Consider the following 16,755-nt stretch of genomic DNA (forward strand, 5'->3'; position numbering starts at 1 on the left):
AATGACCGCCCTTGATGCCGTCGCCGGCCGCCGCAGCGTCCGCGCCTTCCTGCCGACGCCGGTGGAGCGCGGCACCGTCCGGCGAATCCTCGACATCGCCGCACGCGCGCCCAGCGGCTCCAACATCCAGCCCTGGAAGGTCTATGCCGTTGCCGGCGACGAGCGCGCCGCCCTGTCGGCGGAGTTGCTGGCCGCCCACGAGGCCGGCGAGCCGGAGGTGCCGGAATATCCCTACTACCCGGAAAGCTGGCGGGAGCCCTATATCGGCCGCCGCCGCGCGGTGGGATGGGCGCTCTACGGCGCGCTCGGCATCGGCAAGGGGGAGCGGGAACGGACGGCGCGGCAGCATGGCCGCAACTGGCTGTTCTTCGGCGCGCCGGTCGGGCTGTTCTTCGCCATCGACCGCGACATGGGCAAGGGAGCCTGGCTGGATCTCGGCATGTTCATGCAGAACGTGATGATCGCCGCCCGCGGCTTCGGGCTGGAGACCTGCCCGCAGGCGGCCTTCTGCTACCGCCACGCCATCACCGCCCGCCACATCGGACTGCCCGAAACCGAGATCATCGCCAGCGGCATGGCATTGGGCGTCGCCGACTGGTCGGCTCCGGAGAACAATTTCCAGACCGGGCGCGAGCCGGCGGAATCCTTCGCACGGTTCATCGGGTTCTGAGCGGCCTCCCGCCGCCCGGCGCCTTCCCCACGGGATTTGAAGGACAACATGGGCGGGCCGGCCCCCGCCTTCCTTCAGCGTGCCAGCACCATCACCAGACGCTCGACCGGCACATCGCCGCGCAGATGCGAGTCGACGATCTCGTCGATGTCCGCGGGGGTTTCCGGCCGGCACCAGATGTCTTCGGGAGAGACCACCATCGGCGGCCCGGCGGAGCAGAAGCCGAGACATCCGGTCATCGCCATCCCGACATCCACCGCACCGCCGGCCTGGATTTTCTGGTCCAGCCGCTGCCAGAGCGGATGGGCATTCCTGGCGCCGCAACTGCCGCGCGGGGGGCCGACGGGGTAAGGCGACTAAAAGGCTTGGTTCCAAACGGGGTTGGCGGTTAAGAATCGAGCCGGGGGCAATCCGGGAGAGGCCGTGTGGGACTGATCGGGTCGGGAAAGGGCCAGCCGGGTGCCGTTCCGGGATGGGTCGGCTACGCGCTGCTGCCGCTGCTCAACCTCGTCGCCGCCTTCGTGCTGTCGGGGCTCGTGATCCTGGTGATCGGCGAGAACCCGGTCGACGTGCTGTCGCTGATGCTGTCGGAGGCGATCGGCTATCCGGAGGCGATCGGCTACACCCTCTACTACGCCACCGACTACATCTTCACCGGGCTGGCGGTGGCCATCGCCTTCCACTGCGGGCTGTTCAACATCGGCGGCGAGGGACAGGCCTATCTCGGCGGTCTCGGCGCCGGACTGGTGGCGCTGGTGCTGACCGGCTGGCCCTGGCCGGTGGTGGCCGTGCTGGCGGTGCTGGCGTCGGCGCTGTTCGGCGCGGCCTGGGCCTTCATTCCCGGCTGGCTCCAGGCGAAACGCGGCAGCCACATCGTCATCACGACGATCATGTTCAACTTCATCGCCGCCTCGCTGATGACCTGGCTGCTGGTGGACGTGCTGATCCGCCCCGGCAGCCAGTCGCCGGAAACCCGCGAGTTCGATCCCGGCGTCTGGCTTCCCTCGATGGACCGGGCACTCGGCTGGTTCGGGATCGAGATCGCCGCCTCGCCGCTCAACCTGTCCTTCCTGTGGGCGCTGGCCTGCTGCGCCCTGTTCCACGTCTTCCTGCGCCGCACCCGCTGGGGCTACGAACTGCGCACCGTCGGCCGGAACGAGCGGGCAGCGGTCTATGCCGGCATCTCGCCGTCCCGCAACATCGTCACCGCCATGCTGATCTCGGGTGCGCTGGCCGGCTTCGTCGGGGTGAACGATATCCTGGGCGTGCAGCACCGCGTCATCCTGAACTTCACCGGCGGCGTCGGATTCGTCGGGATCGCCGTGGCGCTGATGGGCCGCAACCACCCGGTCGGCATCATCCTGGCGGCCCTGCTGTTCGGCGTGCTGTCGCAGGGCGGCGGCCAGCTCTCCTTCGACTATCCCACCATCAACCGCGAGCTGGTGATGGTGATCCAGGGCCTGGTCATCCTTTTCGCCGGCGCCATGGAGAACCTGTTCCGTCCGCAGGTGGAGGCACTGTTCCGCCGCCGCGGCGGCGGCGAGCCGGCGGCGGCCGGCCCCGCGAAGCCCGGAGGGAGCTGAGAACATGGAGGACGCGCTTCTGCTGGCGCTGCAACTGCTGGGCGCCACGATCCGCGTGGCCACGCCCCTGGTGCTGGCCGCCTTCGCCGGAATGTACTGCGAGCGTTCGGGGGTCGTCGACATCGGGCTGGAGGGCAAGATGCTGGCGGGCGCCTTCTTCTCCGCCGCCGTCGCCTCCGTGACCGTCAACCCATGGCTGGGGCTGCTGGCCGGCATCGCCGCCGGGGTGGCGCTGGCGCTGGTCCACGGCTTCGCCTGCATCACCCACAATGGCAACCAGGTGGTGTCCGGAATGGCGATCAACATCCTGGTGGCCGGCCTGGCGCCGACCCTCGCCTATGCCTGGTTCCAGCAGGGCGGACAGACGCCGCTCCTGCCGTCGCAGGCCCGCATCCCCGCGGTGGAACTGCCGGGCGGGGATGCATTGGCCGCCATCCCCGCTCTCGGCCCCATCTTCCGCGAGCTTCTGAACGGCAACAACGTCCTGATCTGGGTAACGCTGGTGATCGTCTTGGCGACGCAGTGGGTGCTCTACCGCTCCCGGTTCGGGCTGCGGCTGCGGGCGGTGGGGGAAAATCCGGCGGCGGTCGATACCGCCGGCCTGTCGGTGGCCGGCCTGCGCTACCAGGCGCTCATCGTGACCGGTGCGCTGACGGGGATGGCCGGCGCCTATCTATCCACCGGCCATGGCGCGGGTTTCGTCCGCGACATGACCGCCGGCAAGGGCTACCTGGCGCTGGCGGCGCTGATCTTCGGAAAGTGGCGGCCGGGCCCCACCCTCTTCGCCTGCCTGCTCTTCGCCTTCACCGACGCCGTGCAGGTGCGCCTCCAGGGCGTCGAGCTGCCGCTGGTCGGCGTGATTCCGGTGCAGTTCATCCAGATGCTTCCCTATGTGCTGACCGTGCTGCTGCTGGCCGGCTTCGTCGGCAAGGCGATCGCCCCGAAGGCGAGCGGCATCCCTTACATCAAGGAGCGATGAGACCATGGCCGGACCCGAACAGGGCGCTCCTCCCCCGCCCCCGCCCTCCTCCACCACCACGACCGATGCCCTGATCGCCGCCGCGGCCGCCGCCCGCGGGAACGCCCATGCCCCCTATTCGAAATTCAAGGTGGGTGCCGCGATTCTGGGTGAATCGGGACGCATCTTCGCCGGCTGCAACGTGGAGAATGCCGCCTATCCGCAGGGGCAATGCGCCGAGGCCACAGCGATCGGTGCCATGGTCACCGCCGGTGACCGCCGCATCCGCGCCATCCTGGTGATCGGCGGCGAGGCCGGGGCGGAGGAGCTCTGCACCCCTTGCGGCGGCTGCCGCCAGCGCATCCGCGAATTCGCCTCGCCCGACACACCGATCCACATCTGCGATCCGGCCGGGCTGCGGCGGACCTTTCTTCTGGACAGGCTGTTGCCCGATTCGTTCGGGCCGACCAACTTAGACTTCTGAGCGGAGTTTCCGACATGACCGCAGCACGCGCCGCCGCGGACATCCTCCACCGCGCCCCCGGCCGCCGGCCACGGGTCGGCCTCGTCCTTGGTTCCGGCCTCGGCGGCATTGCCGACCGGCTGGAAGACGGCATCGCCATCCCCTATGCCGACCTTCCGGGCTTCCCGGTCCCCAGCGTCGCCGGCCATGCCGGGCGGCTGGTGGTCGGGCGCCTCGGCGGCGTCGAGGTCGCCTGCATGCAGGGACGCGTCCATGCCTATGAGGGCGCCGGCTTCGATGCGCTGAAGACCGCGATCCGGGCGCTGAAGCTGGCCGGCTGCGACACGCTGGTGCTGACGGCCGCCGCCGGGTCGCTGCGGACGGAGGTGGGGCCGGGACGGCTGATGGCGATCACCGACCACCTGAACCTGCTGGGGGCCAACCCGCTGACCGGCCCGAACGACGAGTCCTTCGGCGACCGCTTCCCCAGCATGACCGACGCCTGGGATCCGGGCCTCCGCGCGCTGCTGAAGGAGGTGGCCGCCGAACAGGCCATCGCTCTGGCGGAAGGCGTCTACGCCGCCTACCCAGGTCCGTCCTTCGAGACGCCGGCCGAGGTGCGGATGATGAAGATCCTGGGCGCCGATGCGGTCGGCATGTCCACCGTCCCCGAATGCATCGTCGCGCGCCATTGCGGCCTGCGGGTCGCCGGCTGCGCCGTCATCACCAACCTGGGGGTGGGGCTCGGCGACGGGCCGGTCGACCATCACCAGACGCTGGCCGCCGCATCGGCGGCAGCCGCCGACCTGGAAAAGCTGCTGGTCGGCTTCCTTGAACGCCTGCATGAGAAGGACGGGTCCCGGTCATGAAGCTGTCTGCCGACCTGCAAAGCGCGCTCGACGCCTGCGCCAACGCCCCGTCCGATGCCGTCCTGGCGCGGCGGGCGGTTGGGATGCTCGACCTCACCAGCCTGAACGGCGACGACAGCGAACAGACGGTGGAGGCGCTATGCGCCCGCGCCGCCACTCCCGTCGGCCCGGTCGCCGCGGTCTGCATCTGGCCGCGCTTCGTGCCCACCGCAAGCCGGGCGCTGGAGGGGACCGGGGTGAAGGTCGCCACCGTCGTCAATTTCCCGAGCGGCGAGGCCGACGCGGCAGCGGTCGCTGCGGAAACCCGGCGCGCCATTGCCGACGGCGCCGACGAGGTCGACGTGGTGCTGCCCTACAAGGCCTTCATCGACGGCGCCCGCACCCAGCCGATGAATGTGGTGAAGGCCTGCCGCGAGGCCTGTGCCGACAAGGCGCTGATGAAGGTGATCCTGGAATCGGGCGCCTTTCCCGATGCCGACCTGCTGGCTTGGGCCGCGCGCGACGCCATCGCGGCGGGCGCCGACTTCCTCAAGACCTCGACCGGCAAGACCCAGCCGGCCGCCACCCTGCCGGCGGCCGCGGTGATGCTCGACTGCATCTACGAATCGGGCAAGACGGTCGGCTTCAAGGCGTCCGGCGGCATCCGCGACGCGGCCGAGGCCGCGCGCTATCTGGCGCTGGCGGACGGCATCCTGGGGGACGGATGGGCAACGCCCGGAACCTTCCGGTTCGGCGCCTCCAGCCTGCTGGAAGCGCTGCTGGCCGCCGCCGGCCACGGCGAACGCGAACCGGCGCCGGCGGGAGGCTACTGAGCCATGCTTCCGCAGGAGATCGTCCGCGCCAAGCGTGACGGCCGGCCGCTGGACGACGCCACCATCGCCGCCTTCGTCCGCGGCATCACCGACGGCAGTGTCAGCGAATCCCAGGCCGCGGCCTTCGCCATGGCCGTCTTCTTCCGCGGCATGAGCCTGGAGGAGCGGGTGGCGCTGACCCGCGCCATGCGCGATTCCGGCAGGGTGATGGAATGGCGGTCGCTCGGCCTGCCCGGCCCGGTGATCGACAAGCATTCGACCGGCGGGGTCGGCGACAAGGTCAGCCTGATCCTGGCGCCGATGCTGGCCGCCTGCGGCGGCTTCGTGCCGATGGTTTCGGGCCGCGGGCTTGGGCATACCGGCGGCACGCTCGACAAGTTCGAGAGCATTCCCGGCTATACCGCCAAACCTGATACCGCGCTGCTGCGCCGCGTGGTGAAGGAGGTCGGCTGCGCCGTCATCGGGGCCACCGACGACATCGCCCCGGCCGACCGGCGGCTCTACGCCATCCGCGACGTCACGGCGACGGTGGAATCGCTCGATCTCATCACCGCCTCGATCCTGTCGAAGAAGCTGGCGGCGGGGCTGGATGCGCTGGTGATGGACGTCAAGTTCGGCAGCGGCGCCTTCATGCAGCGCCTGGAGGATGCCGAGGCGCTGGCCGACAGCATCGTCACCGTATCGAAGGGTGCCGGCCTGCCGGCCGTGGCGCTGCTGACCGACATGAACGAGGTGCTGGGCCGCAGTGCCGGCAACGCGCTGGAAATGCGCGAGTGCCTGGCCATCCTGCGCGGCGGGCCGGCCGACCCGCGGCTTTACGAGGTGACAGCGGAGCTGGCGGCGTCGCTGCTGGCGCTGTGCGGGCTGGCGCCGGACGCCGTGGCCGGCCGGGAGATGGCCGACCGCGCGATCGCCAGCGGTGCCGCCGCCGAGCGCTTCGCCCGCATGGTGACGGCACTCGGCGGGCCGGCCGACCTGCTGGAGCGGCCCGACCGCCATCTGGAGAGCGCACCGGTCGTCCGTCCCGTCTTCCCGGGCCGCGCCGGCTTCGTCGGCGCGGTCGACACCCGCGGCATCGGCATGGCGGTGGTGGCGCTGGGCGGCGGGCGGACCAGGACGACCGACGCGATCGACTTCGCCGTCGGCTTCGACGATGTCGCCGGGCTTGGCGACGCGGTCGGTCCGCAGGACAGGCCGCTGGCGGTCCTGCACGCGCGCACCGAGCCGCAGGCGGACGAGGCGGAGCGCCGCCTCCGGTCGGCGGTCGGGGTCGTCGACACGCCACCGCAACGCGGGCCGCTGATCGCGAAGCGGCTGGAATGACGGGCCTCCCCGTCCCTTGCGCGGACGGCATCCGCGCGGGGGACGGGAGCCGTCTGGCTAACGCCGGAACAGGAACTCGCGCCCGACCTTCACGCGCCGCTCACCGTCATATTCGATGATGTCGGCGGTGGCATAGGTCTCGGTCCAGCGTTCGGGCAGGTAGCTGCCGGTCCCGATCACGTCGACGGGGGCATTCGCCTCGGCCATCAGGCGGCATTTGGCCGGGCCGAAGCCGCTGCTGGCCACGATCTTCACCGCCGGGAACCCGGCCTCGTCCAAGCGTTCGCGCACATAGTGGATGGCGGCAGCCGACACGCCGGTGCCGATCAGGTAGCGCAACTGCGTCTCGTCGCGGTAGCCGCGGATCGCATGCGGCGCATGGCGTTCCAGCACCGCATAGGATCCGGGCGGGTCGAGGCCCTCGACGAAGCGGCCGCCGGGAGTGTCGAGGCGCAGCGACAGCTTGCCCTGGGCGGCGAGCTGCGGGAAGCGGCGGCAGACCTCCAGCCCGTCGGTGATCTCCCGGCCGAAATAATCGACCAGGACGGTCAGCGGCAGGTCGGGGAAGGTTTCGTGGAACATCTCCGCCGCCCGCGCCGTCGAGCCGGCATAGCCGATCAGGGCGTGCGGCATGGTGCCCATGCCCTTTTCCCGGCCGAAGTAGCCGGCGGTCGCATCGGTGGCGTTGCCGATGAAGCCCTTCGCGCCGACCTTGCGCCGGGCGCGGTCGGAGCCGACCGAGGCGGCGTAGGCCATCATCTCCGCCATCTCGGTGCCGGCGCAGTGGCGGGCATCCATGGCAAGGAAGGCCACCTTCGGCAGGTCGGCGCACATGGTGAAGGCATTGTAGGCGGCGACGCTGGCCGGCCCGAGCTTCTGCAGGATGATCGTCTCGCAATCCACCAGATGGTAGAAGGAGCCGGTGACGTACATGATCGGCTCGCCCGCGCCGACCCACTTGCCCTCGGGGTAGTTCAGCTCGATCTGCACCGGGAACCTGCGCTCGCGCGCCACCGCCTCCAGCCACTCGACGGCCAGCCGCGGAGCACAGACCACCGGGCGGCGCATGAAGATGGCGTAGGTCACGGTCTTGTCGCCGAACTTGCCCACCGCTTCCTTGGTGCGGCGGAAATAGGTGTCCGTCCAGTCGGGGATCGCGGCGGAGGACGGGTGGCTGGCCGCCGCCGGCCGGTCGTCAACTGTACGGGTGTCGCTGTCGCTCATGCCGGTCGCCTTCGTCTTCCGCCCCAGTTTTGCGTCGATGTCCGCGCATCCGTCTGCGCATCGCCGACATTGCTTCATCACGGATGGTCCCACCGGACGGATCGACGGCCGGCAGGTCCGGATTCCAGCATTATACGGCCTGGGCAGACAGGGGAAGAGGGTTCGCGTCCAGCCGGGCCTGCGGGGATGGCTGGTCTGCGTTTCCGGCGGGAGCCAAGCCGCCGTCGGGCATCCGCCAGGAAAAACCATATAAAATGCCTGTATTTGACCTACCCCTTTCTTGCCACTACCATCGGCCCCAGGTCATCGCCGCCCGGCGGCAGACTGGTTTCGGACAGGACGGAGACGGCGGGAATGACCGCAACCAGCCCGGAGAGGTCGCTTGCCTCCCTCGACCATGTCGGTCGTCGGATGGTGCTGGCCCTGCTGGGTCTCCTGGTCGCCTTCGCCGGTGCCGGCGTCGGCAGCGCGCTGCTGCTGCGCCCCGCCAAGGCCCATGGCGCCTTGGGTCCGGCCGGTGCCGGCGCGATGCCTGCCCCCGGCGTCTATGCGACCCTCCCGACGATGGTCGTCACCCTCAATGACGGCCGGCAGCTCCGCGAACTGCGCCTGCGCGCCGTTCTTGAGTTCGATCCGGCCACGCCGCTCACTGCCGTCACCCCCCAGCTCCCGCGCATCGCCGATGCGATGACCCGGCGCTTGTTGGACGTCTCGCCCTCAGACCTGCAGGGGGCGAACGGGTCTGCCTACGTGAAGGACGCGCTGCGGTTCGTCGCCGACAGGACGATGCGGCCGCTCAAGGCCAAACAAGTGCTGATCCAGGACATGCTGCTGCGCTAACGCCGCGCTTCTCAACGTTGGCCACCGCCCCATATCCTCCCCACATGATCATTCGTGCCGCAAATTCGTGGCATGAGGATCCTTTGGGCCGGTAAGCCCATGTCGAGCGGAAGGAGACGGCCGTGGCCGAGTTCGATTTCGATCTCTTCACCATCGGGGCGGGGTCCGGAGGCGTCGCCGCCAGCCGGCGCGCCGCCTCCTATGGGGCCAAGGTGGCCATCTGCGAGGGCAGCCGCGTCGGCGGTACCTGCGTGATCCGCGGCTGCGTGCCGAAGAAGCTTCTGGTCTACGCCGCGCAGTTCCGCGACGGGTTCGAGGATGCCCGCGGCTATGGCTGGGATTCGCACCTGCCGGCTTTCGACTGGGAGACGCTGATCGCCCGCAAGGACGCCGAGATCGACCGCCTGAACGGCATCTACATCAATATGCTGAAGAACTCCGGCGTCACCCTGTTCGAAGGGTTCGGCCGGATCGTCGACCCTCACACCATCGAGGTGGCGGGCAAGCGCTACACCGCCCGCAACATCCTGATCGCCACCGGCGGCTGGCCGTCGATGCCCGCAATCGAGGGCATCGAGCTGGCGGCGACCTCCAACGAGGCCCTGCACCTGCCGACGCTGCCCCATTCGGTGCTGATCATCGGCGGCGGCTACATCGCCGTCGAGTTCGCCAGCATCTTCCGCGGCCTGGGTGCCGAGGTGACGTTGATGATCCGCGGCGACGACCTGCTGAACGGCTTCGACGACGACATCCGCGTCGCGCTGGCGCAGGAGATGCGCAAGCGCGGCATCACCATCATCTCGCGCTGCAAGCCGCAGAAGCTGGAGAAGGGACCCGGCGGCTACACCCTGACCGACCATATGGGACGCGAGCACTCCGCCGCCCTGGTGATGGCCGCCACCGGCCGCAGCCCGAACACGAAGAACCTCGGCCTGGAAGAGGTCGGCATCACCCTGAACGACAAGGGCGCCATCCCGGTCGACGAATGGTCGCGCACCGGCGTGGAGGGCATCTATGCCATCGGCGACGTCACCGACCGCATGGCGCTGACCCCCATCGCCATCGCCGAGGGCCGTGCGCTGGCCGAGACGCTGTTCAACGACAACCCCATGCACATCGGCTACGACAACGTGCCGACCGCGGTATTCTCGCTGCCGCCGCTCGGCACCGTCGGGCTGACGGAGATGCAGGCGCGGGCCAAGTACCCGAAGATCGACATCTACAAGGCCGGCTTCCGCCCGATGAAGCACACGCTGTCCGGCCGCGACGAACGGGTGCTGATGAAGCTGGTGGTGGACGGCGACAGCCAACGGGTGCTGGGCGCCCACATGATGGGCATGGACGCGCCGGAGATGATGCAGACGATGGCCATTGCGCTGAACGTCGGAGCCACCAAGCAGGACTTCGACCGTACCATCGCGCTGCATCCCTCCACCGCGGAGGAGTTCGTGCTGATGCGCGAGAAGGCCCAGCCGGAGCAGAAGATCTGAAGGGCGTCCTTACGCCCGCTCTCTCCTCCCCGCCCCTGGCCCCGCCCCCGCAGTCCTGCGACGGGGCCAGGAAGGGCGGATTTCACCTCCTCTTCAGCCCTCCCCCTCCTCCACCTTCCGGTACGCACCCTCCGGCATAACTCGTTGGAACAGCGATTTTTCTTGGAACGCCTCTAAAAACTGCGGTGTTGAAGGCGCGGAACGATCCGGAGCGGCAAGCCCCTCGGTCCCGCCGGCACCTCCCCGAGGTGCATCCCCTGGCGGCGATCCGGTCCGGGTTCCTCCATTCCTCGACTTATCGAAGCGGGAGGAGTCCCTCGCATGTTCATGCACAACAAAAACCTCATGTACACGGTTCGCGTGTCGGAGCCGAATCCGAAGCTCGCCAGCCTGATGCTGGAGCAGTTCGGCGGCCCGCAGGGCGAACTGGCGGCGGCCATGCGCTATTTCACGCAGGGTCTGGCCGATGAGGATCCGGGCCGCAAGGATATGCTGATCGACATCGCCACCGAGGAGCTTAGCCATCTCGAGGTCATCGGCTCGATCGTCGCCATGCTGACCAAGGGCGTGAAGGGCAAGCTGGCCGAAGCGGCCGAGGAAACCGCCGACCTCTATGCCAACATCACCCAGGGCAGCGGCAGCCACACCCTGTCCCTGCTCTACGGCGGCGGCCCGGCCCTGGTGAATTCCGCCGGCCAGCTATGGACCGGCGGCTACATCGACAGCATCGGCGAACCGACCGCCGACCTGCGTTCCAACATCGCCGCGGAATCGCGCGCCAAGATCATCTATGAGCGGCTGATCAACATCACCACCGACGCCGGGGTCAAAGAGGCGCTGGGCTTCCTGATGACCCGCGAGATCGCCCACCAGAAGAGCTTCGAGAAGGCGCTCTACGCCATCGACAACAACTTCCCGCCGGGCAAGCTGCCGGGCATGCCGCAGTACACCGACAAGTACTACAACACCAGCCAGGGCGAGGGCGACATGCGCGGCCCCTGGAACCAGGGCGCCCAGTGGGAGTTCGTCGACGTCAAGCCGGACGATGCGCCGGTCAACGGCGGCGAGGGCAACCCGACGGTCAAGCTGGCCGCCTCGGAAATGGCCGCGGTCAATGCGGTTGCCGCCCGCACCATGTCGAAGCCGGATTCCGATCCGCTGACCGGCGCCGACCTGGGCGCCGGTCCCGGCGCGGGCAAGACCACGACGACCACCAACAAGCGCTGACAGGCGCCGGCCGCCGCCCCCGCTACTGAGCGGGGACGGCGGCCGCCTGCTCGCGACGATGGAGGCCGGTCAGCCAGACCAGCAGGGCCAACGCCGGCAGCGCGCCGGCCATCGACAACAGGAAGAAACCGGTCCAGTCCATCCGCTCGGCCAGCCAGCCCGACGAGGCGCCGAACAGGTCGCCACCGAGCTTGTAGAGGCTGGAGAGCAGGGCATATTGCGTCGCCGTATAGGCAGCGTTGCACAGGCTGGACAGGTAGGCGACGAAGGCCGCGGTGGCGATGCCGCCGCAGATATTGTCGGTGGCGACCGTCGCCGCCAGCATCGACACGTCGTTGCCGGTCCAGGCGAGCGCGACGTAGCCCAGGTTCGACACCATCTGCAGCACGCCGCCGATCATCAGGCCGCGCAGCACCCCGACCCGCCCGACCAGCAATCCGCCGAGCAGCCCGCCGGCGATCGTCGCCCACAGCCCGAACAGCTTCGACACCGTGGCGATCTCCGCCTTGGTGAAGCCGAGATCGATGTAGAAGGTGGACGACATCTGCCCGGCCAGCACCTCGCCCAGCTTGTAGCTGGCGATGAAGGCCAGGATCACCATCCAGCCCCGCCGTTCCATGAACTGGAGGAAGGGCGCCACCACGGCGCCGTAGATCCAGGCGACGGCCACCGCGCGACGGCCCGACAGGTGGGGACGCGCCTCCAGCCATTCGGCGATCCGCCGCTCGCGGGCGCTCGGCGGCGGCGATTTCGGCTCCGGACTCAGCAGGATGGTGACCATGCCGACCAGCACCAGCGCCGCCATCGCCTCGTAGGCGGCACGCCAGCCGTGGAACTGCGCGATGTAGAGCGCTCCGGCCCCCGCCGCCATCAGCCCGAACCGGTAGCCCAGCACCAGCACGGCCGAACCGGCGGCCTGCCGGCTCTCCTCCAGCACCTCGACGCGGTAGGCGTCGACGACGATGTCCTGGCTGGCGGAGCAGAAGGCGACCAGCACCGCGCACAGCGCCGTCCACCACAGGTCCGCCCCCGGATTGGTCGAGCCCAGCGCCAGCAGGGCCGCCACCAGCGCCGCCTGCGCCGTCAGCGCCCAGCCGCGCCGGCGCCCGAACAGCCGCGTCATCACCGGCAGCCGCAGCCGGTCGATCAGCGGCGCCCACAGGAATTTCAGCGCGTAGGGCATGGTGACCAGCGCGAACAGGCCGATGCTGGTCCGGCTGACACCCTCCTCGGTCAGCCAGACGTTCAGCGTCGCCCCGGTCAGCGCCAGCGGCAGCCCTTCGGAAAAGCCGAGGAACAGGATCGCCAGCACGCGCGGGTCGCGGTAGACGGCCAGCGCCTGAAGCCAGGAGGGATGCCGGGAGGACGGGCGCCGCTCCGGCCGGGATGTCTCAGTCAAGGGGGAGCCGCTCCTCGAAGGCTGTCGCACAGGGGATGTATAGAGGCCGCGGCCCGCCGCCGCCAGCGGCGGCGACACGAACTTTCTTTCAGATGAAATCACCTCCGGTAGCGGCCCGACTCGCCGTGCAGCACAGCATTGCCGGCAGGAGGCCCGAAACTGTGGAAAAGTTACCGTGAGTCGCGGTATAGAGGACCTCCCCGGGGCCGGTCGCCGTCCGCCCCGTTCCGCAATCCCCAAGGAAGAGCAGGCGCGTCATGGTCGAGCGTTGGACACCCGGCAGTTGGAGGACGAAACCGGCGAAGCAATTGCCGACCTATCCCGACCATGCGAAGGTCGAGGCAGTCGAGCAGCGCCTTGCCTCCTACCCGCCGCTGGTCTTCGCCGGCGAGGCCCGCCGGCTGAAGGCCAAGCTGGCCGAGGCCGCCGCCGGCCATGCCTTCCTGCTGCAGGGCGGCGACTGCGCCGAGAGCTTCGCCGAGTTCCACCCCAACAACATCCGCGACACCTTCCGCGTCCTGCTGCAGATGGCCGTGGTGCTGACCTTCGGCGCCGCGATCCCGGTCATCAAGGTCGGCCGCATGGCCGGCCAGTTCGCCAAGCCGCGATCGGCCGACATGGAGACGATCGAGGGAATGGAGCTGCCGTCCTACCGCGGCGACATCATCAACGGCTTCGACTTCAACGCCGAGGCGCGCATCCCCGATCCTGAACGGATGATGCAGGCCTACACCCAGGCCGCCGCGACGCTGAACCTGCTGCGCGCCTTCGCCCAGGGCGGCTACGCCGACCTGCACAAGGTCCACCAGTGGACGCTGAGCTTCGTCGAGAGGTCGCCGGCCGGCGAGCATTTCCAGGAGCTGGCCAACCGCCTCGACGAGACGCTGGCCTTCATGGCGGCCTGCGGCATCACCGCGGAGACCACCCCGCAGATCCGCGAGACCGATTTCTTCACCAGCCACGAGGCGCTGCTGCTGCCGTTCGAGCAGGCTCTGACCCGCGTCGACAGCACCACCGGCGACTGGTACGACGTATCGGCCCACATGCTGTGGATCGGCGACCGCACCCGCCAGCCGGACGGCGCGCATGTCGAGTTCCTGCGCGGCGTGAAGAACCCGATCGGCCTGAAATGCGGCCCGACCACCGATCCGGACGAACTGATCCGCCTGATCGACATCCTGAACCCGGCCAACGAGCCGGGACGGCTGACGCTGATCGTGCGCATGGGTTCCGACAAGGTGGCGGAGAAGTTCCCGCCGCTGCTGCGCAAGGTCCAGCGCGAGGGCCGCGCGGTGGTGTGGTCCTGCGACCCGATGCACGGCAACACCGTGAAGTCGACCACCGGATACAAGACACGTCCGGTCGAGCGCGTGCTGGCCGAGGCGCGCGGCTTCTTCGAGGTGCACCAGGCCGAAGGCACCCATGCCGGCGGCGTCCATTTCGAACTGACCGGCCAGGACGTGACGGAGTGCACCGGCGGCGCCCAGGCGATCACCGACCACAATCTTGCGCTCCGCTACCACACCGCCTGCGATCCGCGGCTGAATGCCAGCCAGTCGCTGGAACTGGCCTTCCTGCTGGCGGAGAAGCTGAAGCAGGGCCGGCACGAGCGTGAAGCCCGCCGCCGCGCCGCCGTCGCGGCGGAGTGACCGGCCGGAGTGATCGCTCCGGCACCGCGAGACGGGGCTCCGGCAGCGGAGCCCCCTACCGCACCACCATCCGGTCGAGCAGGATATCCCTGACCCGGACGCCGCGCAGCTCGCGGTCGAGCACGCTGGAGATGGTGCTTTTCATCAGTCTGGCACCATCGGTGCCGGTGAGCTGTTGCGGATCGATCTGCCGCAGGCGGTCGGACAGGCGGTCGGAAATCCGTGGGATATAGGGATCGGCGACCTTGCCGTCCGCCGATGGATCGAGTTCCAGCAGCACCTTGACGTCGACCATGCGTGCGGCGCCGCCACCCAGCGAGAACGTCATCATCGGCAGGCTGGCATATTTCCTGTCGGCTCCGGCATGATCCTGCGCTGCCGGGGCGCGGCTCCTGCTGGCGATCACCGCACCGCCAGCCCCCAGCGCCGCGAGCAGCAGCAGAAGGGCGGTCAACGCCAAGGGCATCAGGGAGGACGCCTCCCCGTTGCGGTTGCGACGGACGAACCTCAAGCTCGCCTTTCCGCCCCCGGCGTCCGGGAGTCCCCTGCCCCACCAGCGCGCATGCTATGGCAGGCAACGACCGGCGGTCAAATGCCGATGACAGGGCCGACAGGGCAATCGCATATGGCTCCCTCTCCCGCCCGGGAGAGGGAAGGGGCCCACGCGGAGCATGGGAAGGGTGAGGGGTAATGCAAGAAACCCTGCGGTTCTGGGGTCTTGGAACACCCCCTCACCCTCCCCACTTCGTGGGTCCCCTCCCTCTCCCAGGGCGGGAGAGGGCGATTATTGCCATATGCGATAGCCGTGACAGGGCCGATGAGAGTGCCGGCGGGCTGGCCGGCCGGCCGGTTGCGCATGGCTTGCCCCGGCGACGGCGATCCTACCCGGCCGGCACCACCGGAACATTGTCGATCAGGCGCGCCTTGCCCATCCAGGCGGCGGCAAGCAGGCGGGCCGGACGCTCGACCGCGGCCACCGGCTCCAGCGTCTCGGCGTCGCGCAGTTCGACATAGTCGATGGTGCCGAAGCCGGCTTCGGCGATCCGGCCGCGCACGGCGGTGAGAACCCCGTCCACCTCCGCCCCACGGGCCAACGCGTCGGCCGCGGCGATCAGGCTCCGGTACAGCTCCGGCACACGGGTACGCTCCCCGGCGGCGAGATAGGCGTTGCGCGAGGACATGGCGAGCCCGTCCTCCTCCCGGACGGTCGGCAGCCCCTCCACCCGGACCGGGATGTCGAGGTCGCGGGTGAAGCGCCGGATCACCATGAGCTGCTGGTAGTCCTTCTCGCCGAAGACGGCGACGTCCGGCAGCGCCTGCAGGAACAGCTTCGTCACCACCAGGGCGACGCCGCCGAACATCTGCGGCCTGAAGCTGCCGCACAGGCCCTCCGCCGGTCCGCCGACGGAAATCGCCGTCGCGAACCCCGGCGGATACATGCCCCGCACGGTCGGTGCATACAGCGCATCGCAGCCGGCTGATGCCAGCTTTGCGGCGTCCCCGGCCTCGTCGCGCGGATAACGGTCGAAATCCTCGTGGGGGGCGAACTGGGCCGGATTGACGAAGACGCTGGCGATGACGCGATCGGCCAACATGCGTGCGCGCCGCACCAGCGCGAGGTGGCCGTCATGCAGCGCGCCCATCGTCGGCACCAGCGCGACCGTCAATCCCCCGCCACGCCAAGCCGCCACCTGCGCACGGATGTCCTCGACCGACCGGAGGACGGGCAGCGGGCGGGCAGGCTGGGAGGCGGGCGTCATGGCGGCGTTCCTCACGGGTCGAAGTCGCGCGCTGAGATACTCCGGACGACCGTTCCTGTCCAGAAAAGCTTTCCGAAAGACAGACTGTTGCCGATTGCAGCGGCAGTGATGGCCCGATGCCGCATCGGGACAGCCGGCGCCGGAGCGCTCCCGCTGGGATATGGCGCTGAGACATGGCGCCGGGACACTGGCGCCGGAACCCGGCGCCAGGGCATCGACCGTCAGCGCTTCAGCGTGATTCCGACCAGATAGGTCAGGTTGGCCCAGGCCAGCAGGGTCGCCAGCAGGGCGGTGAAGGACGGGGAGATGACGACCGAACCGACGATGACGAGCAGCACCACGACCAGCAGGCCGAGCGCCATCAGGGTTACGCGCATGTCTTCCATGGAATGGGGGCTTTCCGAAATGGGTGGCGGGAAGGAGACCTTCTACCGCATCGCAGCGCCGATGGGGCTGATCTGCGTCAATCGATCGCAGGCTCGCTGAAA

At 69.3% G+C, this 16,755-nt stretch carries 17 protein-coding genes; 11 read left to right on the plus strand and 6 right to left on the minus strand.

Features of this window, described 5'->3' with window-relative positions; translation table 11 throughout:
- Position 1: 1 nt before the first annotated feature.
- Positions 2-670, plus strand: a complete 669-nt coding sequence (locus J2850_RS09290; RefSeq protein WP_246512939.1) for a nitroreductase — start codon at positions 2-4, stop codon at positions 668-670.
- Positions 671-744: 74 nt separating this feature from the next.
- Here the strand turns inward: J2850_RS09290 and J2850_RS31735 are convergent, their stop codons facing one another.
- Positions 745-915 (minus strand): (2Fe-2S) ferredoxin domain-containing protein, encoded by a 171-nt coding sequence (locus J2850_RS31735; protein WP_246512940.1) that lies wholly within the window; start codon positions 913-915, stop codon positions 745-747.
- A gap of 180 nt (positions 916-1,095) precedes the next feature.
- Here J2850_RS31735 and J2850_RS09300 point away from each other — a divergent pair, with 180 nt between their 5' ends.
- The 6 genes from J2850_RS09300 to deoA are packed head-to-tail and all read left to right on the plus strand — an operon-like array spanning position 1,096 to position 6,678.
- On the plus strand, positions 1,096-2,253 hold the full coding sequence (locus J2850_RS09300; protein ID WP_209980901.1) for an ABC transporter permease: 1,158 nt from the start codon (positions 1,096-1,098) through the stop codon (positions 2,251-2,253).
- A gap of 4 nt (positions 2,254-2,257) precedes the next feature.
- Positions 2,258-3,232, plus strand: coding sequence for an ABC transporter permease (locus J2850_RS09305; RefSeq protein WP_209980903.1), 975 nt, complete (start codon positions 2,258-2,260; stop codon positions 3,230-3,232).
- Positions 3,233-3,236: 4 nt separating this feature from the next.
- On the plus strand, positions 3,237-3,695 hold the full coding sequence (gene cdd / locus J2850_RS09310) for a cytidine deaminase (RefSeq protein WP_209980905.1): 459 nt from the start codon (positions 3,237-3,239) through the stop codon (positions 3,693-3,695).
- A gap of 14 nt (positions 3,696-3,709) precedes the next feature.
- Positions 3,710-4,543: a purine-nucleoside phosphorylase gene (locus J2850_RS09315; RefSeq protein ID WP_209980907.1), complete on the plus strand. Its 834-nt coding sequence runs from the start codon at positions 3,710-3,712 to the stop codon at positions 4,541-4,543.
- Complete coding sequence (gene deoC, locus J2850_RS09320; protein WP_209980908.1) at positions 4,540-5,355, plus strand: deoxyribose-phosphate aldolase; 816 nt, start codon at positions 4,540-4,542, stop codon at positions 5,353-5,355. The genes J2850_RS09315 and deoC overlap by 4 nt, the downstream gene beginning before the upstream one ends.
- A gap of 3 nt (positions 5,356-5,358) precedes the next feature.
- A complete protein-coding gene (gene deoA / locus J2850_RS09325) occupies positions 5,359-6,678 on the plus strand; it encodes a thymidine phosphorylase (protein ID WP_209980910.1) in 1,320 nt (439 codons plus the stop codon).
- A 57-nt stretch (positions 6,679-6,735) separates the two neighbouring features.
- Here the strand turns inward: deoA and J2850_RS09330 are convergent, their stop codons facing one another.
- Entirely contained in the window at positions 6,736-7,902 is a 1,167-nt protein-coding gene (locus tag J2850_RS09330) for a nicotinate phosphoribosyltransferase (protein ID WP_209980912.1), read from the minus strand.
- A 354-nt stretch (positions 7,903-8,256) separates the two neighbouring features.
- Between J2850_RS09330 and J2850_RS09335 the strand changes: the two genes are divergently transcribed.
- From J2850_RS09335 to J2850_RS09345, 3 genes are all read left to right on the plus strand, one after another.
- Positions 8,257-8,742: a flagellar basal body-associated FliL family protein gene (locus tag J2850_RS09335; protein WP_209980914.1), complete on the plus strand. Its 486-nt coding sequence runs from the start codon at positions 8,257-8,259 to the stop codon at positions 8,740-8,742.
- 122 nt (positions 8,743-8,864) lie between these two features.
- Complete coding sequence (gene gor, locus J2850_RS09340; protein WP_209980916.1) at positions 8,865-10,232, plus strand: glutathione-disulfide reductase; 1,368 nt, start codon at positions 8,865-8,867, stop codon at positions 10,230-10,232.
- Between the two features lie 321 nt (positions 10,233-10,553).
- Complete coding sequence (locus tag J2850_RS09345) at positions 10,554-11,459, plus strand: manganese catalase family protein (protein ID WP_209980918.1); 906 nt, start codon at positions 10,554-10,556, stop codon at positions 11,457-11,459.
- Positions 11,460-11,481: 22 nt separating this feature from the next.
- On the opposite strand, the gene J2850_RS09350 is transcribed toward J2850_RS09345, so the two are convergent.
- Positions 11,482-12,858 (minus strand): AmpG family muropeptide MFS transporter, encoded by a 1,377-nt coding sequence (locus J2850_RS09350; RefSeq protein WP_209980920.1) that lies wholly within the window; start codon positions 12,856-12,858, stop codon positions 11,482-11,484.
- A gap of 257 nt (positions 12,859-13,115) precedes the next feature.
- Here J2850_RS09350 and J2850_RS09355 point away from each other — a divergent pair, with 257 nt between their 5' ends.
- Entirely contained in the window at positions 13,116-14,507 is a 1,392-nt protein-coding gene (locus J2850_RS09355) for a class II 3-deoxy-7-phosphoheptulonate synthase (protein ID WP_209980922.1), read from the plus strand.
- A 55-nt stretch (positions 14,508-14,562) separates the two neighbouring features.
- On the opposite strand, the gene J2850_RS09360 is transcribed toward J2850_RS09355, so the two are convergent.
- The 3 genes from J2850_RS09360 to J2850_RS09370 all read right to left on the minus strand — a co-directional run bounded on the left by J2850_RS09360 (position 14,563) and on the right by J2850_RS09370 (position 16,644).
- On the minus strand, positions 14,563-15,018 hold the full coding sequence (locus J2850_RS09360) for a flagellar basal body-associated FliL family protein (RefSeq protein ID WP_246512941.1): 456 nt from the start codon (positions 15,016-15,018) through the stop codon (positions 14,563-14,565).
- Between the two features lie 370 nt (positions 15,019-15,388).
- Complete coding sequence (gene panC, locus J2850_RS09365; RefSeq protein ID WP_209980924.1) at positions 15,389-16,267, minus strand: pantoate--beta-alanine ligase; 879 nt, start codon at positions 16,265-16,267, stop codon at positions 15,389-15,391.
- Between the two features lie 221 nt (positions 16,268-16,488).
- Positions 16,489-16,644, minus strand: coding sequence for a sugar tyrosine-protein kinase (locus J2850_RS09370; protein ID WP_246512942.1), 156 nt, complete (start codon positions 16,642-16,644; stop codon positions 16,489-16,491).
- Between the last annotated feature and the right edge of the window lie 111 nt (positions 16,645-16,755).

This window comes from Azospirillum picis, from assembly GCF_017876115.1.
GTDB classification, from domain to species: domain Bacteria; phylum Pseudomonadota; class Alphaproteobacteria; order Azospirillales; family Azospirillaceae; genus Azospirillum; species Azospirillum picis.